This is a genomic window from Streptomyces sp. NPDC020379, assembly GCF_044387105.1.
Lineage (GTDB): Bacteria > Actinomycetota > Actinomycetes > Streptomycetales > Streptomycetaceae > Streptomyces.
The window spans coordinates 188,918-206,443 of the sequence record NZ_JBIRVR010000014.1; the positions used below are offsets into that span (position 1 = coordinate 188,918).

Consider the following 17,526-nt stretch of genomic DNA (forward strand, 5'->3'; position numbering starts at 1 on the left):
CCTCGTCGCTGTGGCCCGCTCCGCCGGGCTCAGCCCTTCCCGAGGGCCGAGAGGCCCTTCTTGAGGTCGTCGCAGCATCACCGGGTGCGCCTCGGCATCGGCCTCCATGCCTTGGAAGAGCGACTCCAGCGTGACGGGCAGCCGCGAGGGGTCCTCCAGGCCGAAGACGAGCACGCAGGTGCGGCCTCCGTCCGTCGTGCCGAAGTAGGCGGCCTCCGGCTCGGTCCGGTTCATCAGGTCCTGGACGAACGTGGCCATGGTGGCGCCTCTGACGGCCTCGTCGGAGGTGTGGGTGCCCATCCGGGCCCTGAGCATCGTGCGCGTGGCTCATCGTCCCCTCGGCGCGACGCACCGCACCCGGCGCTCCGGCTTCGCGCTCACCGAGGCACGGATACGCCTGTTCCCGGCGTCTCCCCGGCCTCGCCCCGCCGCGACGGCGGGCGGGGCCGGCCGTACCGCAGCACGGCCGCCGATTCGGGCGCCAGGCGCAGGACGCCGTCCGCACCCGGCGGGTCCACCGGCCGCCACGCCGCCAGCACCTCGGCCGCCCCGACGGGCAGCGCCGCCGGGGCTCCGGTCGGGTTGACGGCGACGCACAGGGGCCCGCGGCGCAGCACCGTCGTGAGGTCACCGGCGACGCTGACGTCCGTCGCCGCGAGCGGCGCCCGGGCCAGGGCCGGCTCGTCGCGGCGCAGCGCGATCAGCCGCCGGTGCCAGGCGAGCAGTTCCGTGTGCGGGGCGCGGGCCGGCTCCGTCCAGTCCAGGCAGGAGCGGTCGCGGGTGGCCGGGTCCTGGGGGTCCGGGATGTCGGCCGCCGCCCAGCCGTGCGCGGCGAACTCGCGCCGCCGCCCCGTGCGTACGGCCTCGGCCAGTTGTGGATCCGTGTGGTCGGTGAAGAACTGCCACGGCGTACGGGCCCCCCACTCCTCGCCCATGAAGAGCATCGGGGTGAACGGCCCGCACAGCACGAGCGCGGCCGCGCAGGCCAGCAGCCCGGGGGAGAGGCGGGCCGACAGCCGGTCGCCCAGCGCCCGGTTGCCGATCTGGTCGTGGTTCTGGGCGTAGCCGAGGAGGCGGTACGCGGGCACCGTGCCCCGCTCCAGCGGCCGGCCGTGGGGACGGCCGCGGAAGGAGGAGAGCGTGCCGTCGTGGAAGAACCCTCCGGTCAGCGTCTTGGTGAGCGCGTACGCCGGGTCGGCGGCGAAGTCCCCGTAGTAGCCCTGGGATTCGCCGGTCAGCGCGGCGTGCAGCGCGTGGTGGAAGTCGTCGTTCCACTGCGCGTGCGTCCCGTGCCCGCCCGCCTCGCGCGGCGCCGTGGTGACCGGGTCGTTGAGATCGGACTCGGCGATCAGGAACAGCGGCCGGCCCAGCCGCGCGCCCAGCCCGTCCACCGCGGCGGACAGCTCGGCGAGGAAGTGCGGGGTCCGGGTGTCGGCCAGCGCGTGCACCGCGTCCAGCCGCAGCCCGTCGAGCCCGTAGTCCCGCAGCCAGGCCAGCGCGCTGCCCGTCAGATACGCGCGGACCTCGTCGGAGCCGGGCGCGTCGAGGTTGACGGCCGCGCCCCACGGCGTGTGGTGGGTGTCGGTGAAGTACGGGCCGAACGCGGGCAGATGATTGCCGGACGGCCCGAGGTGGTTGTGCACCACGTCGAGGACCACGCCGAGCCCGTGCCGGTGCGCCGCGTCCACGAAGCGCCGCAGCCCCGCCGGGCCGCCGTACGGCTCGTGCACCGCCCACGGCGCCACGCCCTCGTATCCCCAGCCGTGCGTGCCCGGGAAGGGGCAGACCGGCATCAGCTCCACGTGCGTGACGCCCAGGTCCGCCAGATGCGGCAGTCGCCCGGCGGCGGCGTCGAAGGTGCCCTCCCGGGTGAACGTGCCGATGTGCAGCTCGTAGAGGACCGCGCCGGGCAGCGGCAAGCCCGGCCACTCCTCCGGCTCCGGGAAGGCGGCGAAGTCGACGACGGCGCTGAGCCCGTCGGGCCCGTCCGGCTGGCGCCGCGAACGGGGGTCGGGCAGCACCGGCCCGCCGTCCAGGGCGAAGCCGTAACGCGTCCCTCCGGCGGCCGGGGCCTCGCACCGCCACCAGCCGGCGCGGCCGGGATCGCGCTCCATCGCACGCGTACGCCCCTCCGCGCACAGCACGACCTGCCCGGCCTCCGGCGCCCACACCTCGAACAGCACTACGGCTCCCCTCGACGGCGGTGCTGCCCATGGTGCCCTCAGGCAGCGGCGAGCGGTATCGGTGCGGGCCGTGTGTCCCGCGCCACGGTTGCGCGGAGGTGTCCTCTCCTCCCCGGCCGCCTTCCCCTGCCGCAGGCGGCGAGGACGACCGGAACCGGCTACGGGACGAGGTCGATCTGCTCCTGCGCGACCGGATAGCCCGCCTTCGCGAACTGGGCCGCCATCGGGAAGTTGCCCTGGTCCGTCGCGGCGGCGATCCGGGTCGCGCCCTCGGCCACCAGGTCGTGGGTGCACTCGACGAGCAGGTCGTACGCGTAGCCGTGACCGCGCTGCTCCGGCACGACGCCGATGTAGCCCACGCACGGACCGGTGGGGTTGTGCGCGGGAATCTGGATGCCCACCAGGTCGCCGTCCGGGGTGAAGGCGAGCTTCCACCACGCGCGGGGTGAGGGCAGCCAGTTCAGGAAGCCGAGCAGGCCCTCGACGGCCGCCGGCGGACCGGACTCGTCGAGGATCCGGCGGTCGTGGGCGTCGAGCGTGCCCTCCACGACGCGCAGCAGCACGTCCCGCACGACGGCGTCGTCCGGCTCCGGCCGGAACTCCAGCCGCCCGGGGCGCTCCGGCACTCCGCACTCGCTCGTCCACACATACCGGAAGCGCTCGACCAGCGGCCGCATCCCCGCCGCCCGGGCCGCCGCGACGCGGGCCTCGGCGGCGGCCCGTATCTCCGGGCGGTCGCGCCAGCCGGGCGGCACCATGATGCTGTACTCCGACCGCAGTGGGGCCGTACGCAGCAGCTCGGCGCCCGCTTCCGCCTCGCCCTCGGCGAAGTCGAACCAGTCGAGCTTCATGGGCACCTCGTCGGTCGCCGCACCCCACCAGGCGGCACGCGCCACGACCTCGCCGTCGCGCAGGGCGACCCAGGTCCACTCCGGGCGGTAGTCACCGCCTTCGTGGACGGGCGCATAGGTGTGGCCGAAGGCGGCGCGGCCGACGAGGCCGGGGTCGTGCAGAGAGGCGAAGAGAGAGGTCTCGTGCTCGGCGAGCGCGCGGACGACCAGCTCGGTCATATGTGCCCTTTCGATGGACGGCCCCCGCAAGGTAGAGGCGTGATCATGACCACGTCCAACGCTTTTTCCGGCCCCAGTGTTCACTGCTGACGCACCGCACGCGCGTCCCTCACCCCCGTACGAGAAGGGCCACCGGCCAGTCGTCCAGCAGCTCCGCCAGCGGTACCCGGCCCTCGTGCAGCCGGTCCGTCAGCAGGTCGCGCCAGGGGGCGGTGCCCGGCAGTTGCAGGGACGTGTCCCGCCAGCCGCCCGCGGCGGTCAGCCTGGCGGGGAGGCGGGTGACGGCGGTGACCGCCTCGCCGGAGCGGGCGAAGGCCGTGCAGTGGCCGGCGGCCTCGCCGAGGGCCGGCAGGGGGTCGTACGAGGCGGCGGCGCCGAACCATTCGGGGTGCGCGCGCCGCAGCCGCAGGGCGGTGCGTGTCACGTGCAGCTTCTCGGCGGACAGGCCGGTGGGTTCCTCGTCGGGGAAGGACGGCGGGCGCCGGTTGTCCGGGTCGACCAGCGCGGCGTACGTCCGCTCGGTGCCCATGTAGAGATCCGGCACGCCCGGCATCGTCAGGTGCAGCAGGGCCGCGCCCAGCGTGTTGGCCCGCACGGACGGCCCGGTGGCCTCCTCCAGCGGCGCGAGCACGGCGGCGTGCCGGGCGCCGCCGGGGCCCGCGGTGACGTAGGCGCGCACGGCCTCCTCGTACGCGGCGTCCGGCTCGGTCCACGTCGTGCGCAGCGCGGCCTCCCGGACGCTCTTGAGCACCGCGGGGACGAGCCGCCCGGCGTCGGGGGTGCCCAGCCCGAACGCGCTCTGCCAGGCCACCCACGCGACCTGCGGGTCGGGCGCCGGGCCGGCGGCCAGGCGGGCCGTCAGATCGGCCCACAGGCGCGGGTGTTCGCTCAGTGCGGCGATCCGGGCCCGCACGTCGGCGCTGCGCTTGGTGTCGTGCGTGGACAGGACGGTGCCCGTGGCGGGCCAGTCGCGCTGGAGCCGGGCGCAGTAGGCGTGGAAGTCCGCGGGGGCGACCGCGGGCCGGTCGGGCGTGCCGCCGACCTCCGTGGCCGACAGCAGCGGGGCGTAGCGGTAGAAGGCGGTGTCCTCCACCGACTTGGCCCGCAGGGCGGACGCGGTCTGCGCGAACCGGGCGCAGAAGTCGCGCTGGTCCGGTCCGTCCCCGAGGCGGCCGAGCGCCGCGTCCCGCACGACCTCGACCACCTGGGCCTCCTCGGGGAGGGCGAAGGCCGTACGCGCCCCCTGGGCGGCCTCGTCGAGCAGCACCGCGTCGACGGGCGCGGCGGGGCCGCCGGGGCGGGCGTAGGGGCGGTAGACGGGCAGCCTGACGAGGATCTCGCGCAGGGCGGTGCGCAGGGCCCAGGGGGCGTGGTCGCGCAGCCGGTGCGCGCTCTCGCAGACGCGGACGGCGGTGCGCACCAGCCGCTCGACCTCCGCCGCGAGCTCATGGGTGATCACCCGGTAGGCGGCGCGCCGCACCGTCGCGGGCCAGTCGCCGCCGCGGTCCGGCGGCAGGCCGGTGAACGCGCGGTAGAGCGCGCCGAGCTCCGCGGCCCCCTCGGGGTCGACGAACAGGCCGTCGAGGTGGCGCAGGGCGTCGTAGCCGGTCGTTCCGGCGACGGGCCAGTCGGCGGGCAGCCGTTCGTCACCGCTGAGGATCTTCTCGACGACCGTCCACCGCCCCTCCGTGGCCGTGGCGAGGCGGCGGAGGTAGCCGGCCGGGTCCGCGAGGCCGTCGGGGTGGTCCACGCGGAGCCCGTCGATCACCCCGTCGCGCATCAGTTCCAGCACCTTGGCGTGGGTGGCGGCGAACACCTCCGGATCCTCCACCCGGACGGCGATCAGCTCGGAGACGGTGAAGAAGCGCCGGTAGTTCAGTTCGGTGCGGGCCAGCCGCCACCAGGCGGGCCGGTACCACTGCGCGTCCAGGAGCTCGGGCAGCGGCAGCCGTTCGGTGCCGGGCCGCAGCGGGAAGGCGTGGTCGCCGTACCGCAGCACGCCGTCCGCCACCCTCAGGCGCTCCAGCTCGTCGCCGAGCCGCCCGGCCAGCACGGGCAGCAGCACCTTGCCGCCGTGCTCGGACCAGTCGATGTCGAACCAGCGCGCGTACGGGGAGGCCGGTCCGTCCCGCAGGACCTCCCACAGCGGGCCGTTCAGCCGCGCGGGCGTGGGCACCGCCATGTGGTTGGGGACGATGTCGAGGATCAGGCCGAGCCCGTGCGACCGCGCGGTGCGGGAGAGGGCGCGCAGCCCCTCCTCGCCGCCGAGCTCCGCCCGTACGGCCGAGTGGTCCACGACGTCGTAGCCGTGCCCGGAGCCGGGCACGGCCTCCAGCACGGGTGACAGATGCAGATGGGACACCCCGAGGCCGGCGAGCCGGGGCACCGCCCGCTCGGCGGCGCGGAAGGGGAAGTCCGGCTGGAGCTGGAGCCGGTAGGTGGCGGTCGGCGCTGCGCTCTCTCGCATCATGGGAACGTACGTACCCACAACGGCGGCCCATGCCGCACGGACTACGCCATGTCGCCGGGCTGCGCCCCGGCCCCGGACTACGCGGGCCGTTGCAGGACGGTCAGGCTGCGGTCCGTCAGCGTCAGGCTGTCCCCCGCGCGGACCTTCGGCCCGTCCGTCGCGACGCCCTCCGGCCGGGCCGTGTCGACCACGATCTGCCACTGTCTGCCGTGGTTGACCGGCACGACGAAATCCAGCGGTTCGTCATGCGCGTTGAACATCAGCAGGAACGAGTCGTCGGTGACCGGCTCGCCGCGGGGGCCGGGTTCGGAGATCGCGCTGCCGTTGAGGAAGACCGTCAGCGACTTCGCGTGGGACGCGTGCCAGTCCTCGTCCCGCATCTCCTCACCCTCATGGGTGAACCACGCGATGTCGGAGAGCTCGTCGTGCGTGCCCTGCACCGGGCGGCCGTGGAAGAAGCGGCGGCGCCGGAAGACGGGGTGGTCGCGGCGGAGCCAGACCATGGCGCGGGTGAAGGCGAGCATCCGGCGCGCCCGCTCGCCGGAGCCGTCGGAGGCGTCCGGCCAGCGCACCCAGGAGATCTCGTTGTCCTGGCAGTACGCGTTGTTGTTGCCCTGCTGGGTGCGCGCGAACTCGTCCCCGTGGCTGAGCATCGGCACGCCCTGGGAGACCAGGAGGGTGGCGATGAAGTTCCGCATCTGCCGCTCGCGCAGGGCGAGCACCCCGGGGTCGTCGGTGTCGCCCTCGGCCCCGCAGTTCCAGGAGCGGTTGTGGCTCTCGCCGTCCCGGTTCTGCTCGCCGTTGGCCTCGTTGTGCTTGTCGTTGTAGGCCACCAGGTCGTGCAGGGTGAAGCCGTCGTGACAGGTGACGAAGTTGATGGAGGCCAGCGGCCGCCTGCCGTCGCCCTGATAGAGGTCGGACGATCCCGTCAGCCGGGAGCCGAACTCCGCCAGGGTGGCGGGCTCACCGCGCCACAGATCCCGGGAGGTGTCCCGGAATTTCCCGTTCCACTCGGCCCACAGGGGAGGGAAGTTCCCGACCTGATAGCCGCCCTCCCCGACGTCCCACGGCTCGGCGATCAGCTTCACCTGGCTGACGACAGGGTCCTGCTGCACGAGGTCGAAGAACGACGACAGCCGGTCCACCTCGTGGAACTGCCGGGCGAGCGTCGCCGCCAGATCGAAGCGGAAACCGTCCACCCGCATCTCGGTCACCCAGTAGCGCAGGCTGTCCATGATGAGCTGGAGCACGTGCGGGCTGCGCATCAGCAGGGAATTGCCGGTGCCGGTGGTGTCCATGTAGTAGCGCGGGTCGTCCGCGAGGCGGTAGTACGAGGCGTTGTCCAGCCCGCGGAAGGAGAGCGTGGGCCCCAGGTGGTTGCCCTCGGCCGTGTGGTTGTAGACCACGTCGAGGATGACCTCGATGCCCGCCTCGTGCAGCGCCCGCACCGCCGACTTGAACTCCAGCACCTGCTGTCCCCGGTCGCCCCAGGAGGCGTAGGCGTTGTGCGGGGCGAAGAAGCCGATGGTGTTGTAGCCCCAGTAGTTGGCGAGCCCCGTGTCCGAAAGCCGGTGGTCGTTGACGAACTGATGGACCGGCATCAGCTCGATGGCGGTGACCCCCAGCTCCGTCAGATGCTCGATGACGGCCGGATGGGCCAGCGCCGCGTATGTGCCGCGGATCTCCTCCGGCAGCGCCGGGTGGCACATCGTCAGGCCCTTGACGTGGGCCTCGTAGATGACCGTCCGGTGGTAGTCGGTGCGCGGCGGCCGGTCGTCGCCCCAGTCGAAGTACGGATTGACCACGACCGAGGTCATCATGTGCGGGGCGGAGTCCATGTCGTTGCGCTTCTCCGGCCGCCCGAAGGGATAGCCGTAGACCGCCTCGCCCCAGTCGACGGCGCCGCTCACCGCCCGCGCGTAGGGGTCGAGCAGCAGCTTGGCGGAGTTGCACCGCAGGCCGCGGCCCGGGTCGTACGGGCCGTGCGCCCGGAAGCCGTACCGCTGGCCCGGCATGATGCCCGGCAGATAGGCGTGGCGCACGAACGCGTCGCTCTCGCGCAGCTCCACAGCCGTCTCCGAACCGTCGTCGTGCAGCAGGCACAACTCGATCCGCTCGGCGGCCTCGGAGAAGACCGCGAAGTTGGTTCCGGCGCCGTCGTACGTGGCGCCGAGGGGGTACGCCTGTCCCGGCCAGACCTGCATGAGTCGACTCTTCCACTTTTCTGACGGTTCTTCGGGCTCCGCGCGGGCGGCACGAGCCTGCCATGGATCCGCCATGGGCTCCGGTGCGGAGCCGAACCGGCATCCTCGCCCAACCGTGGCCGCCGAGCCGCCCTTTCGCCAGATCTTCCCCAAAAGGAGCGCGGTCACGGCTCTCTTCGGCTCGCCCAACCGGGTGACCGGCCGGTATCGGACCCGCGATGGCCGGTTCTGGAGCACGGCCCGCCGGCCGGGGGCATCCGGGACGTATCGGGACGCGTCGGGGCGAGAGCGGGCCCCCGGCGGCTATGAAACGGCTCACTCCTGCCGCGCGGGCGGCTCGCAACGCCCACCCGGCGCTGGAGAGTTGGCCAGGGGCCGCCCGTGTCCGGGTGCGGCGCCTCCCGCCCGCGCAGTAGTCTGCCTTGATCGTTGGACGGGGGCGGAAGGCGGTGCACTGGTGAGCTCGGGCGGGCTGGAGCTGCCCCCTGGGGACGGCAATCCCGGGGTTGACGGTTCGGCCGACACACCACCCGGCGCGGTGTCCTTGGCGCGTCCCGTGGAGATCGGGGCCGCCCTGGACTGGGACGCGGAGGCCTGGGGCGAGGTCCGCACCCGCGCCCGGCGGGCCGGCCGGGCGTACATCTGGCTGAACCTGGTGGAGCAGCGGCTGCGCGCCGTCGTCGCCGCCGTGCTGCGGCCCGTCTACGAGCCGGTGCACGGCGAGGACGAGTGGGTCGTCGCCGCGGCCGGGCCGGCCGGGCAGGAGTGGGTCCAGCGGGCCGTGGCGGTCCGGGAGGTGAGCCGCCGCAAGGGCTATCTGCTGGACCCGGCCGACGACAACGTCCTGAGCTTCCTCACCCTCCCTCAGCTGCGGGAGCTGCTCGTCCAGCACTGGCCGTGCTTCGAGCCGTACCTCGACGACCGGCGCGAGCTCGAACTGGCACTGGACGAGCTGGAGGTGACGCGCAACGTCGTCTCCCGCAACCGCGCGCTCTCCGAGACCGTACTCGCCCAGGCCGAGCGGGCCTCGGCCCGGCTGCTGGCCATCCTCGGCGGCAACGGCGCCGGCAGCCCGTCGGGCGACCGGCTGCCCGTCGACGCCGTCGAGGACATCGTGGGCGACCGCTACGCCGACGTGGTGGGCGTCCACCCCGACCGGGTGCGGCTCCAGCGCCAGCTGCCCGTGGAGGACCTCTTCGGCAGCGCCCGCCGCCTCGACGCGGTGGGCATAGGTCTGAACCTCCTCGTGCAGAACTACTCGGGGAGGCGACTGGTCCGGCTCGCCGAGGCGGGCTGCCGCGCCCGGCTGCTCTTCCTCAACCCCGCCAGCAGCGCCGTGCGCCGCAGGGAGCGGGAACTGGGCATCAAGAAGGGCGAGATGAGCCGGTCCGTCGAGATGAACATCATGCACATGCGCCGGGTCCGGGACCGGCTCCGGGACACCGCGGCCTTCGAGATCCGGGTCTTCGACGAGACCCCGCGCTTCACCGCCTACCTCGTCAACGGCGACGGCTCCGACGGCCTCGCCGTGGTCCAGTCGTACCTGCGCAAGGCACGCGGCATGGAGGCGCCGGTGCTGGTGCTGCGCGGCGGTGGCAAGGTGGTGCGCGAGGGCCGGGAACCCGAGCACGGGCTCTTCGAGACCTACCGCGAGGAATTCGACAGCATTTGGGTGGATTCGCGGCCTGTGTCCTGATCCCCTGTACGGGATATGACGCCCTGTGGGGCGCACGGGTCCGGTGGGGCGTTGTCAGTGGTGCGTGCGACGCTGGGGACCAGTCGGGGGAAGCACCACGAAGGGGGACCGCGATGGGGTGGCACCAGGAGCTGCTGATCGGTTTCGACCTGGAGACCACGGGCACGGATCCGGCCGAGGCGAGGATCGTCACGGCGGCCGTCGTCGAGACCAAGGGCGGTGAGCCGATCGGCCGCCGGGAGTGGCTCGCCGATCCCGGCGTCCCCGTCCCGGCCGAGGCCGCGGCCGTGCACGGCATCACGACCGAGCGCGCGGCGCTGGGCAGGCCGGCGCGCGAGGTGGTCGAGGAGATAGCGGACACCCTCGCCGCGCACTGGTCGGCCGGCGCGCCGGTCGTCGCCTACAACGCCTGCTTCGACCTCTCCCTGCTGGCCGCGGAGTTGCGGCGGCACGGGCTGCGCCCGCTCGGCGAGCGCCTGGGGGAGGCGGCGGCGGGCCGGGAGACCGGCCCGGTCGTCGATCCGTACACGATGGACCGCGCCGTCGACCGCTACCGCAAGGGCAAGCGCACCCTCGAAGCGGTCTGCGGGGAGTACGGCGTCGTGCTCGACGGCGCGCACGAGGCGGGCGCGGACGCGCTCGCGGCGGTGCGGGTGGCCTGCGCGCTCGCCGAGCGGTATCCGCACATAGCCGACTCCTCGCTGTGGTCCCTCCACGGCGACCAGGTGCGGTGGTACGCGGAGTGGGCCACGGGCTACGAGAAGTGGCTCCGCCGCCAGGGCGACCCCGAAGCGGCCGTCGACCCGCACTGGCCGCTGCGCTGACGCGGCACCGGCTGCCCCGCCGTCTTGTGCGGTCCGTCGCCGGGCGCGGGTCCGTCAGCAGCCCGCGCCGGGGGTGTCCTCGATCGCCGGACGGACCTGAACCCGCGGCTCTCGGTGGCCACGTGCGCGTCCACCGTGCCTGCGGCGGGCCGGAGGTGACACGCCTGACCCTGGGCTGTGCCGTGTCCAAACCCGCCTGGCGACCGAGGACGGCGCGGGGTGGCGGCGGCGCGGGGCGGCGCACCACGTACGGAGCCCAGCGCTCCGCCGGAAGCATCGCGAGGTGCCGTCGGCCGTCCGCGGCGCCGTCGTGGCCGGACGCGCCCACGCGGCGGAGCCGCACAGCAACGCCTCCGCGCGCCCTTCAGGGCGCTGCCGGACCGCGGTGGACCGCACCCCGGTCCGCTCAGAACGCGTGCCACCGCACCGTCGCGTCGCCCGCCCGCAGGGACGCCACCCTGCTGCGGAACTCCGCGAGGGCGCCGGGGTGGCCGGGCGCGTGCTGTGCCACCCACGCGCAGCTCGCCGTCTCCCGCGCGCCCCGCAGCACCTCGCACCCCTCCCACTCCCGCACGTCCCACCCGTAGACCCGCACGAACGCCTCGTACGCGGCGCTGGGCAGGCCGTAGCGGTCCCGGCTCAGGGCGAGCACGACCAGATCGTGCTCGCGCAGGTCGCCGGAGAAGGTCTCCAGGTCGACCAGGACGGGACCGTCCGGCCCGACGTGCACATTGCGGGGGAGGGCGTCGCCGTGGATCGGCCCCCGCGGCAGATGCGGGGTCAGCTCGGCGGCGGCCGCCGCGAAGCCGTCCCGCCGCTCGCGCAGATAGGCGGCGTCGGCGGGGTCGACGGCGTCCCCGGCCAGCCGCAGCCACCGCTCGACCCCGCCGAGCAGCTCACGCCGCGGCAGCGCGAAGTCCGGCTCCGGCAAGGAGTGCACCGCGCGTAGCAGCTCGGCGAGGTCGGAGGTGGTGGCCGGCCGCAGTGCCTCGGGCAGCCGGTGCCAGAGCGTCACCGGGTGGCCGTCGGCCACGCGCGGCGCGGGCTCGGCGGCCCGGACGGCGGGAACGCCGCTGTCCGCGAGCCACGCGGCGACGCGCAGCTCATGGCGGGCCCGGTCCAGCAGCGAGGCGTCGCGCCCGACCTTGACCACCAGGTCGCCGACGGCGAAGACCGCGTTCTCGCCGAGGGTGAGCGGCCTCGCGTCCGCCGCGGTCACCTCGGGCACCGCCGCCGCGAGGAGCGCGCGTGCCCTCTGTTCCCCGAACACCGTCTCCGCCGCTTCCGTCACGTCGCACCTCACCTGCTGTCGAGCCGATCGACTGACAGTCTCCCCTGTCGCCCGGCGGCCGACGGGACCGGGGGGCACGCGGCGAGGCGTGGACTGCGGAGGCGTCCGGGCGCGGCGCCGCCGGGTTCGCGAGCGCGATGCGGCCCGTATGGAATCCGAGCGTTCCGAACGCCCAATAATCGTCGGGGGGTTGCCGGGTACGTGGGCGCTCATCTGTGAAACGCCTTGCACGTAAAGACAGTTGCTCGCCGGTAACTCGTATGTACTTCAAGTAAACAGTGGCAGCGATTGCCAGGATGTTGTCCAATTTGCCGTCGTTCAGCGGGGTTTGAATTTCCGCAAAGACGTTGCGTATGTCACACCTTCGTTCGGATGTTGAATTGGGCGCGTCAATCCTGACAGGGTTTCGGAGCGCCCGGAGTGATGCCTTCCGTCGTTCCGGGCGATTGCGCCCCACGCGCAATTCCCCCACATTCCGCACGAGGAGGAACCTCGTCATGGCAACTCACAAGCGCGCCGGTAAGCGACGGCTCGTTCTGGCGATATCCGCCGCGGCCGCCGTCACGGCCGGAGTCACCGTGCTGACTCTGCCCGCCGGCGCCGCTCCCGCCCCCGCCGAGGGCACCGTCTACGGTGCCGGCGCCAAGGGCTCGGTGGACGGCAGCTACATCGTCCTGCTGAAGGACGGCGCGAGCGCCAAGGGCGCCGGAGCCAAGTCCCTCTCGACGGAGGGCAAGGACCTCGCCGCGAAGTACGGCGGCAAGCTCAACCGCACGTACGACTCGGCCGTCCACGGCTTCTCCGCCAGCGGTCTCGACGAGACCGGGGCGAAGCGGCTCGCCGCCGACCCGGCCGTGGCCAAGGTCGTCCAGAACCACCGCTTCACCATCAAGGGCACCCAGGAGAACCCGCCGTCCTGGGGTCTGGACCGGATCGACCAGGCCGACACCAAGGGCGACGGCAAGTTCACCTACCCGGACAGCGCGGGCGAGGGCGTCACCGCCTACGTCATCGACACCGGCGTGCGCATCAGCCACAAGGACTTCGGCGGGCGCGCGTCCTACGGCTTCAACGCCGTGGACAACAACGACAAGGCCGACGACGGCAACGGCCACGGCACCCACGTGGCGGGCACCATCGCCGGGACCGAGCACGGCGTCGCCAAGAAGGCCAAGGTCGTGGCCGTCCGGGTGCTGAACGCGGAGGGCTCGGGCACCACCGAGCAGGTCGTCGCGGGCATCGACTGGGTCACCAAGAACCACAAGGGCCCCTCGGTGGCCAATATGAGCCTCGGCGGCGGCGTCGACGAGGCCCTGGACGCGGCCGTGCAGAAGGCGATCGCCTCCGGCGTCACCTTCGCCGTCGCGGCGGGCAACGAGTCCACGGACGCCGGCCAGAGCTCCCCGGCCCGGGTGAAGGAGGCCATCACGGTCGCCTCCTCGACCAAGGACGACAAGCAGTCCGACTTCTCCAACTACGGCAGCGTCGTCGACCTCTATGCCCCCGGCTCGGACATCACCTCCGACTGGAACGACAGCGACTCGGGCACCAAGACCATCTCCGGTACGTCCATGGCCACCCCGCACGTCACGGGTGCCGCCGCGGCCTACCTGAGCGGGCACAAGGACGCCACGCCCGAGCAGGTCTCCTCGGCGCTCACCGAGGGCGCCACCCCGGACAAGATCTCCAACCCGGGCGCGGGCACGCCGAACAAGCTGCTGAAGGTCGTTCAGTAGCCCCGCGATTCCCTGATCGCAGGCCGGCCGTCGTTCCCCACCCCCACGGGGTGCGACGGCCGGCCGACGGCTTTTCCAGCGGGCTTTCCGGCATCCGGCAGGCTGTCCGGCAGACGCAGACGCAGGTGCGGGCACGCACTTCACGCCGAGCCCGCGGTCAGCCCCGGAAGGCCGCCGAGTGATCCTGCGGCCGGGCCGCGGAAGAGGCCGTGGCGGAAGAGGCTGTGGCGGCAGAGACCGTGGCGGCAGAGGCCGTGGCCTCCTCGTACCGCCGCAGTATCAGGGACACCACCTCGCGCGCCGCGCCCAGCACCTGCGCCACGGTGTCGGCCGGGCCCGCGCCTGCCGCGATCCGGTCCGGCAGCCGGCCCGGCGCGAGGACGTACGGCGCGACGGCCACCCGGCGCGCCCCCGCCGCGCGCAGCGCGCGTATCGCGTCGCCGACCCGCGGCCCGGCCGCCGACGCGAAGGCCGGCCGCACCGCGAACCAGCCGCCCGCGCGCTCCCATTCCCGTGCGACACCAGCGATCACCGCGCCCGCCTCCGGGTCGGAGGAGCCCGCCGCCGCCAGCACCACCCCGGTCGAGCGCCGCTCGCCGGGGCGCACCCCGGCCTCGCGCAGCCGCCTTTCGAGCGTCGCGGTCAGCAGCGGTGACGGGCCGAGCACCGCGGCCTGCCGCACCCGCAGCCCGGGCAGCCCGGCCGTCACCTCGCGCAGGACGGCCGGGACGTCGGACCTGGCATGGAAGGCGCGCGTCAGCAGCAGGGGGAGCGCGATCACCTCCCGTACGCCCTCCGCCGCGAGGCGCTCCAGCACCAGCGGCACGCTCGGCACACAGAAGTCGAGATAGCCCACCTCGACCCGCAGCCCGGGCCGCGTTGCCGCCAGCCGGTCCCGGAGCGTGGTGACCGTCGCCGCGTGCCGGGGGTCACGGCTGCCGTGGGCGACGAGGAGCAGGACCACGGGCCGGTCCCTACCGGCCCGCCGCCAGCCCGCGGCCGCGCAGCACCCTGCGCTCCAGCGGGCTGAAGACGATCAGGTCGATCGCGATGCCGACGAAGAGGATGAGCAGGATGCCGAGCAGGACGCCGGGCATGTCGGAGTCGGTGCGGGCGTTCTCCAGATACTGCCCGAGGCCCAGCCCGAGGTCGGGCGACGAGGCGATGAGCTCGGCGGCCATCAGCGAACGCCAGGAGAACGCCCAGCCCTGCTTGAGCCCGGCGAGATAGCCGGGCAGGGCGGCGGGCAGCAGGACGTGCCAGGCGCCGCGGGCCCCGGTGGCACCGAGGGTGCGGCCGGCCCGCAGATACAGCGGCGGCACCTGGTCGATGCCGGACACCAGGCCGTTGGCGATGGAGGGCACGGCACCCAGCAGAATCACCGCGTACATCGCCGAGTCCGTGATGCCCAGCCAGATCACCGCCGCCGGCACCCAGGCCACGGACGGCAGCGACTGCAGACCGGAGAGGATCGGGCCGAGGGCCGCGCGGACGAACCGCACCCGGGCGACCAGCAGCCCCAGCGGGGTGCCGAGCGCCAGCGCGGCGAGGAAGCCGAGCAGCCCGCGCGAGACGCTGGTCCAGATGATGTCGAAGAGCGTGCCCCGCGTCCACAGTTCGCCGAGGCTGTGCCCGACCGCCGACGGGTCGGGCAGCTTGTAGTCGTCGGTGACGTGCGCGAGGACCAGGACCTTCCACGCGGCCAGCACGAGCACGACGGCGACGACCGGCGGCAGCACCTTGTGGAGCAGCACCTGGGTGAAGGGCGTCCGCTCGACCCGTACGGAGTCCAGGGCGTCGAGCCCCGCCTCCAGCCCGGCGAGGTCCTGCGACCGCGCCGGAGGGGAGGTATCGGTGTCAGTGCTGGCCATGGCGGCGGATCTCCCCACGCAGTTCTTCGGTGATCTCCACGGACAGATCCGCGACGGCCGCGTCCTCGATCCGGCGCGGCTGCGGGATGCCGACGGTCCACTCCCGCGCCACCCGGCCGGGCCGGGAGGACAGCAGCACCACCCGCTGCGCGAGGCGCACGGCCTCCCGGACGTTGTGGGTCACGAACAGCACCGACAGCGAGGTCTCGGACCAGATGCGGGTCAGCTCGTGGTGCAGCACGTCCCGGGTGATGGCGTCGAGCGCGGCGAACGGCTCGTCCATCAGCAGCAGCCGGCTGTCCTGCGCCAGCGCCCGGGCGAGCGCGACGCGCTGCCGCATCCCGCCCGACAGCTCGTGCACCCGCTTCCCGTACGCCCCGCCGAGCCGTACGAGCTCCAGCAGCCGCTCCGCCTCCGCGCGCCGCCGCGCGCGGGGCACCCCGCGCAGCCGCAGGGCGAGTTCGACATTCCGGCCCGCGGTCAGCCACGGGAAGAGGGCGTGCTCCTGGAACATCAGCGCGGGGCGGCCGCCGGGCACCTCGATGGTGCCCGCCGTGGGCCGGTCCAGCCCGGCGACCAGGTTCAGCAGCGTCGACTTGCCGCAGCCCGACGCCCCCAGCAGGCAGACGAACTCGCCGGGGCGCACATCGAGGGTGATGTCGTCCAGTACGGGCTGCGCCGCGCCCGCGCGGCCGAAGCTCTTGTGCACGTGGTCGATCCGGACGGCCGCCGGTATGTCGTCGTCGACGACGGCCGTCCCGGACTGGTCGGTGGTCAGTGCCGGGGCCATCCGGTCACCTCCTGGTTCTGGGCGGTGGTGAGCGACTGCTACTGCTTGCCGAGCTTCGCGGCGTCGACCGCGGGCCTGCCCTCGGCCTTGAGGACCTTGTTGAGGGTGGTCAGGTCGTAAATGCCGGACAGATCCGGCTTGTCCAGCAGTCCGGCCTTGACGGCGTGCGCCGCCTCCGCCTCCAGGGTCGCGGCCAACGGGTCGTCGGTGACCTCGATGCTCTTCCAGGCGGGGTCGAGCACCTCCGGGGGCAGCGCCGCGCCGGAGAGCTGCTTGAGCGCCGCGTTAGCGGACGCCTTGGCCTTGTCCGGGTTCGCGGCGATCCAGGCGTTGGTCCTCACCGAGCCGCGCAGCACGGCCTCGACCACGTCGGGGTGCTGGTCGAGGAACTTCTGCGACACGACCACATTGGTGATGACGAACTTCTTGTCCGGCCACAGCGTGGACTCGTCGAGCAGCACCTTCCCGCCCTCGGAGACCAGCTTCGAGGCCGTCGGCTCGGGCACCCACGCGCCGTCGACGGAACCGGACTTGAAGGCGTCCGGCGTCACTTTGTTGTCCGTACGGACCACCGAGACGTCGCCCTTGCCGGTCTGCGGGTCGACCTTCCAGCCCTGTTCGGCGATCCAGTTGAGGAACGCGACATCCTGGGTGTTGCCCTTCTGCGGCGTCGCGATCTTCTTGCCCTTGAGGTCGTCCAGGGAGCGGATCTTCTTGGGGTCGACGACAAGCTTCACCCCGCCGGACGCGGAGCCGGAGACGATCCGCAGGCTCTTGCCCTTGGACTTCACATAGCCGTTGATCGCCGGGGAGGGGCCGATCCAGCCGATGTCGATGGAGCCCGCGTTGAGCGCCTCGATCTCGGACGGGCCCGCGTTGAAGGTCGTCGCGCGGAGCCGGGTGCCGCCGAGCTCCTTCTGGATGATCCCCTCGTGGTCACCGACCAGCGCCGTCGCGTGGGTGATGTTGGGGAAGTAGCCGATCCGGACGGTTTTGGCAGAGAGCGCCTTGCCCTGGGCGGTGGTGTTCCTGCCGCCGGGGGAGCTTCCGGAGTCCTTCTGCGAGCCGTAACCACAGGCGCCGAGCGCGCCGACCAGCAAGGGGATCGCGGCAGCGGCCGCAAGGAGACGGCGGGGGGAAGCGGGCATGACGGCGGTTCCTCTCGGCGGTCCGGGCGTGCGGTCAGGGCACACCCGGCGGCGGTGCGACGGGACTTCGGGGACGGGGCGGCAGCGCGGACACGGTCATCGGCCGGCACATCGGCCGATGCCGCCCCTGCTGCCGCCGAACGCTTCCCCGGCCATGCCGGCGGCGAGGGTGGTGCCGTCGGCGGGGTCGATGATGAGGAAGGAGCCGGTGTGGCGGGCGGTGGTGTAGGCGTCGAGGGCGAG

12 protein-coding genes are annotated in these 17,526 nt (G+C 73.4%); 3 read left to right on the forward strand and 9 right to left on the reverse strand.

The annotated features are described in order from the left end of the window. Positions 1 to 377 precede the first annotated feature (377 nt). The 4 genes from treZ to glgX form a co-directional block, all read right to left on the reverse strand. Positions 378 to 2,183 carry a malto-oligosyltrehalose trehalohydrolase gene (gene treZ / locus ACH427_RS20010; RefSeq protein WP_398870846.1) on the reverse strand — a complete coding sequence of 602 codons (1,806 nt, stop codon included), beginning with the start codon at positions 2,181 to 2,183 and terminating at the stop codon, positions 378 to 380. A gap of 158 nt (positions 2,184 to 2,341) precedes the next feature. Beyond that, positions 2,342 to 3,253, reverse strand: a complete 912-nt coding sequence (locus tag ACH427_RS20015; RefSeq protein ID WP_398870848.1) for a GNAT family N-acetyltransferase — start codon at positions 3,251 to 3,253, stop codon at positions 2,342 to 2,344. Between the two features lie 109 nt (positions 3,254 to 3,362). Next, positions 3,363 to 5,723: a malto-oligosyltrehalose synthase gene (gene treY / locus ACH427_RS20020; RefSeq protein WP_398870850.1), complete on the reverse strand. Its 2,361-nt coding sequence runs from the start codon at positions 5,721 to 5,723 to the stop codon at positions 3,363 to 3,365. Between the two features lie 77 nt (positions 5,724 to 5,800). Further along, complete coding sequence (gene glgX, locus ACH427_RS20025; RefSeq protein ID WP_398870851.1) at positions 5,801 to 7,927, reverse strand: glycogen debranching protein GlgX; 2,127 nt, start codon at positions 7,925 to 7,927, stop codon at positions 5,801 to 5,803. Positions 7,928 to 8,384: 457 nt separating this feature from the next. Between glgX and ACH427_RS20030 the strand changes: the two genes are divergently transcribed. Further along, positions 8,385 to 9,623, forward strand: a complete 1,239-nt coding sequence (locus ACH427_RS20030) for an SAV2148 family HEPN domain-containing protein (RefSeq protein WP_398870852.1) — start codon at positions 8,385 to 8,387, stop codon at positions 9,621 to 9,623. 113 nt (positions 9,624 to 9,736) lie between these two features. Beyond that, positions 9,737 to 10,447: a 3'-5' exonuclease gene (locus tag ACH427_RS20035; RefSeq protein ID WP_398870854.1), complete on the forward strand. Its 711-nt coding sequence runs from the start codon at positions 9,737 to 9,739 to the stop codon at positions 10,445 to 10,447. A gap of 406 nt (positions 10,448 to 10,853) precedes the next feature. Here the strand turns inward: ACH427_RS20035 and ACH427_RS20040 are convergent, their stop codons facing one another. Then, on the reverse strand, positions 10,854 to 11,738 hold the full coding sequence (locus tag ACH427_RS20040; RefSeq protein ID WP_398870855.1) for a phosphotransferase enzyme family protein: 885 nt from the start codon (positions 11,736 to 11,738) through the stop codon (positions 10,854 to 10,856). 497 nt (positions 11,739 to 12,235) lie between these two features. Between ACH427_RS20040 and ACH427_RS20045 the strand changes: the two genes are divergently transcribed. Then, complete coding sequence (locus ACH427_RS20045) at positions 12,236 to 13,474, forward strand: S8 family peptidase (protein ID WP_398870856.1); 1,239 nt, start codon at positions 12,236 to 12,238, stop codon at positions 13,472 to 13,474. A 157-nt stretch (positions 13,475 to 13,631) separates the two neighbouring features. Here the strand turns inward: ACH427_RS20045 and ACH427_RS20050 are convergent, their stop codons facing one another. Genes ACH427_RS20050 through ACH427_RS20065 form a run of 4 tightly spaced genes read right to left on the reverse strand, consistent with a single transcriptional unit; the run spans position 13,632 to position 17,283 of the window. Further along, positions 13,632 to 14,438 carry a sirohydrochlorin chelatase gene (locus ACH427_RS20050; protein ID WP_398870858.1) on the reverse strand — a complete coding sequence of 269 codons (807 nt, stop codon included), beginning with the start codon at positions 14,436 to 14,438 and terminating at the stop codon, positions 13,632 to 13,634. Between the two features lie 10 nt (positions 14,439 to 14,448). Then, entirely contained in the window at positions 14,449 to 15,345 is an 897-nt protein-coding gene (locus ACH427_RS20055; protein ID WP_398870859.1) for an ABC transporter permease, read from the reverse strand. Then, the gene (locus tag ACH427_RS20060; protein WP_398870860.1) at positions 15,332 to 16,135 is read right to left on the reverse strand and encodes an ABC transporter ATP-binding protein; all 804 of its coding nucleotides are present in this window, start codon (positions 16,133 to 16,135) and stop codon (positions 15,332 to 15,334) included. The genes ACH427_RS20055 and ACH427_RS20060 overlap by 14 nt, the downstream gene beginning before the upstream one ends. Positions 16,136 to 16,173: 38 nt before the next feature. After that, positions 16,174 to 17,283 carry an ABC transporter substrate-binding protein gene (locus tag ACH427_RS20065; protein WP_398870861.1) on the reverse strand — a complete coding sequence of 370 codons (1,110 nt, stop codon included), beginning with the start codon at positions 17,281 to 17,283 and terminating at the stop codon, positions 16,174 to 16,176. Positions 17,284 to 17,526 lie beyond the last annotated feature (243 nt).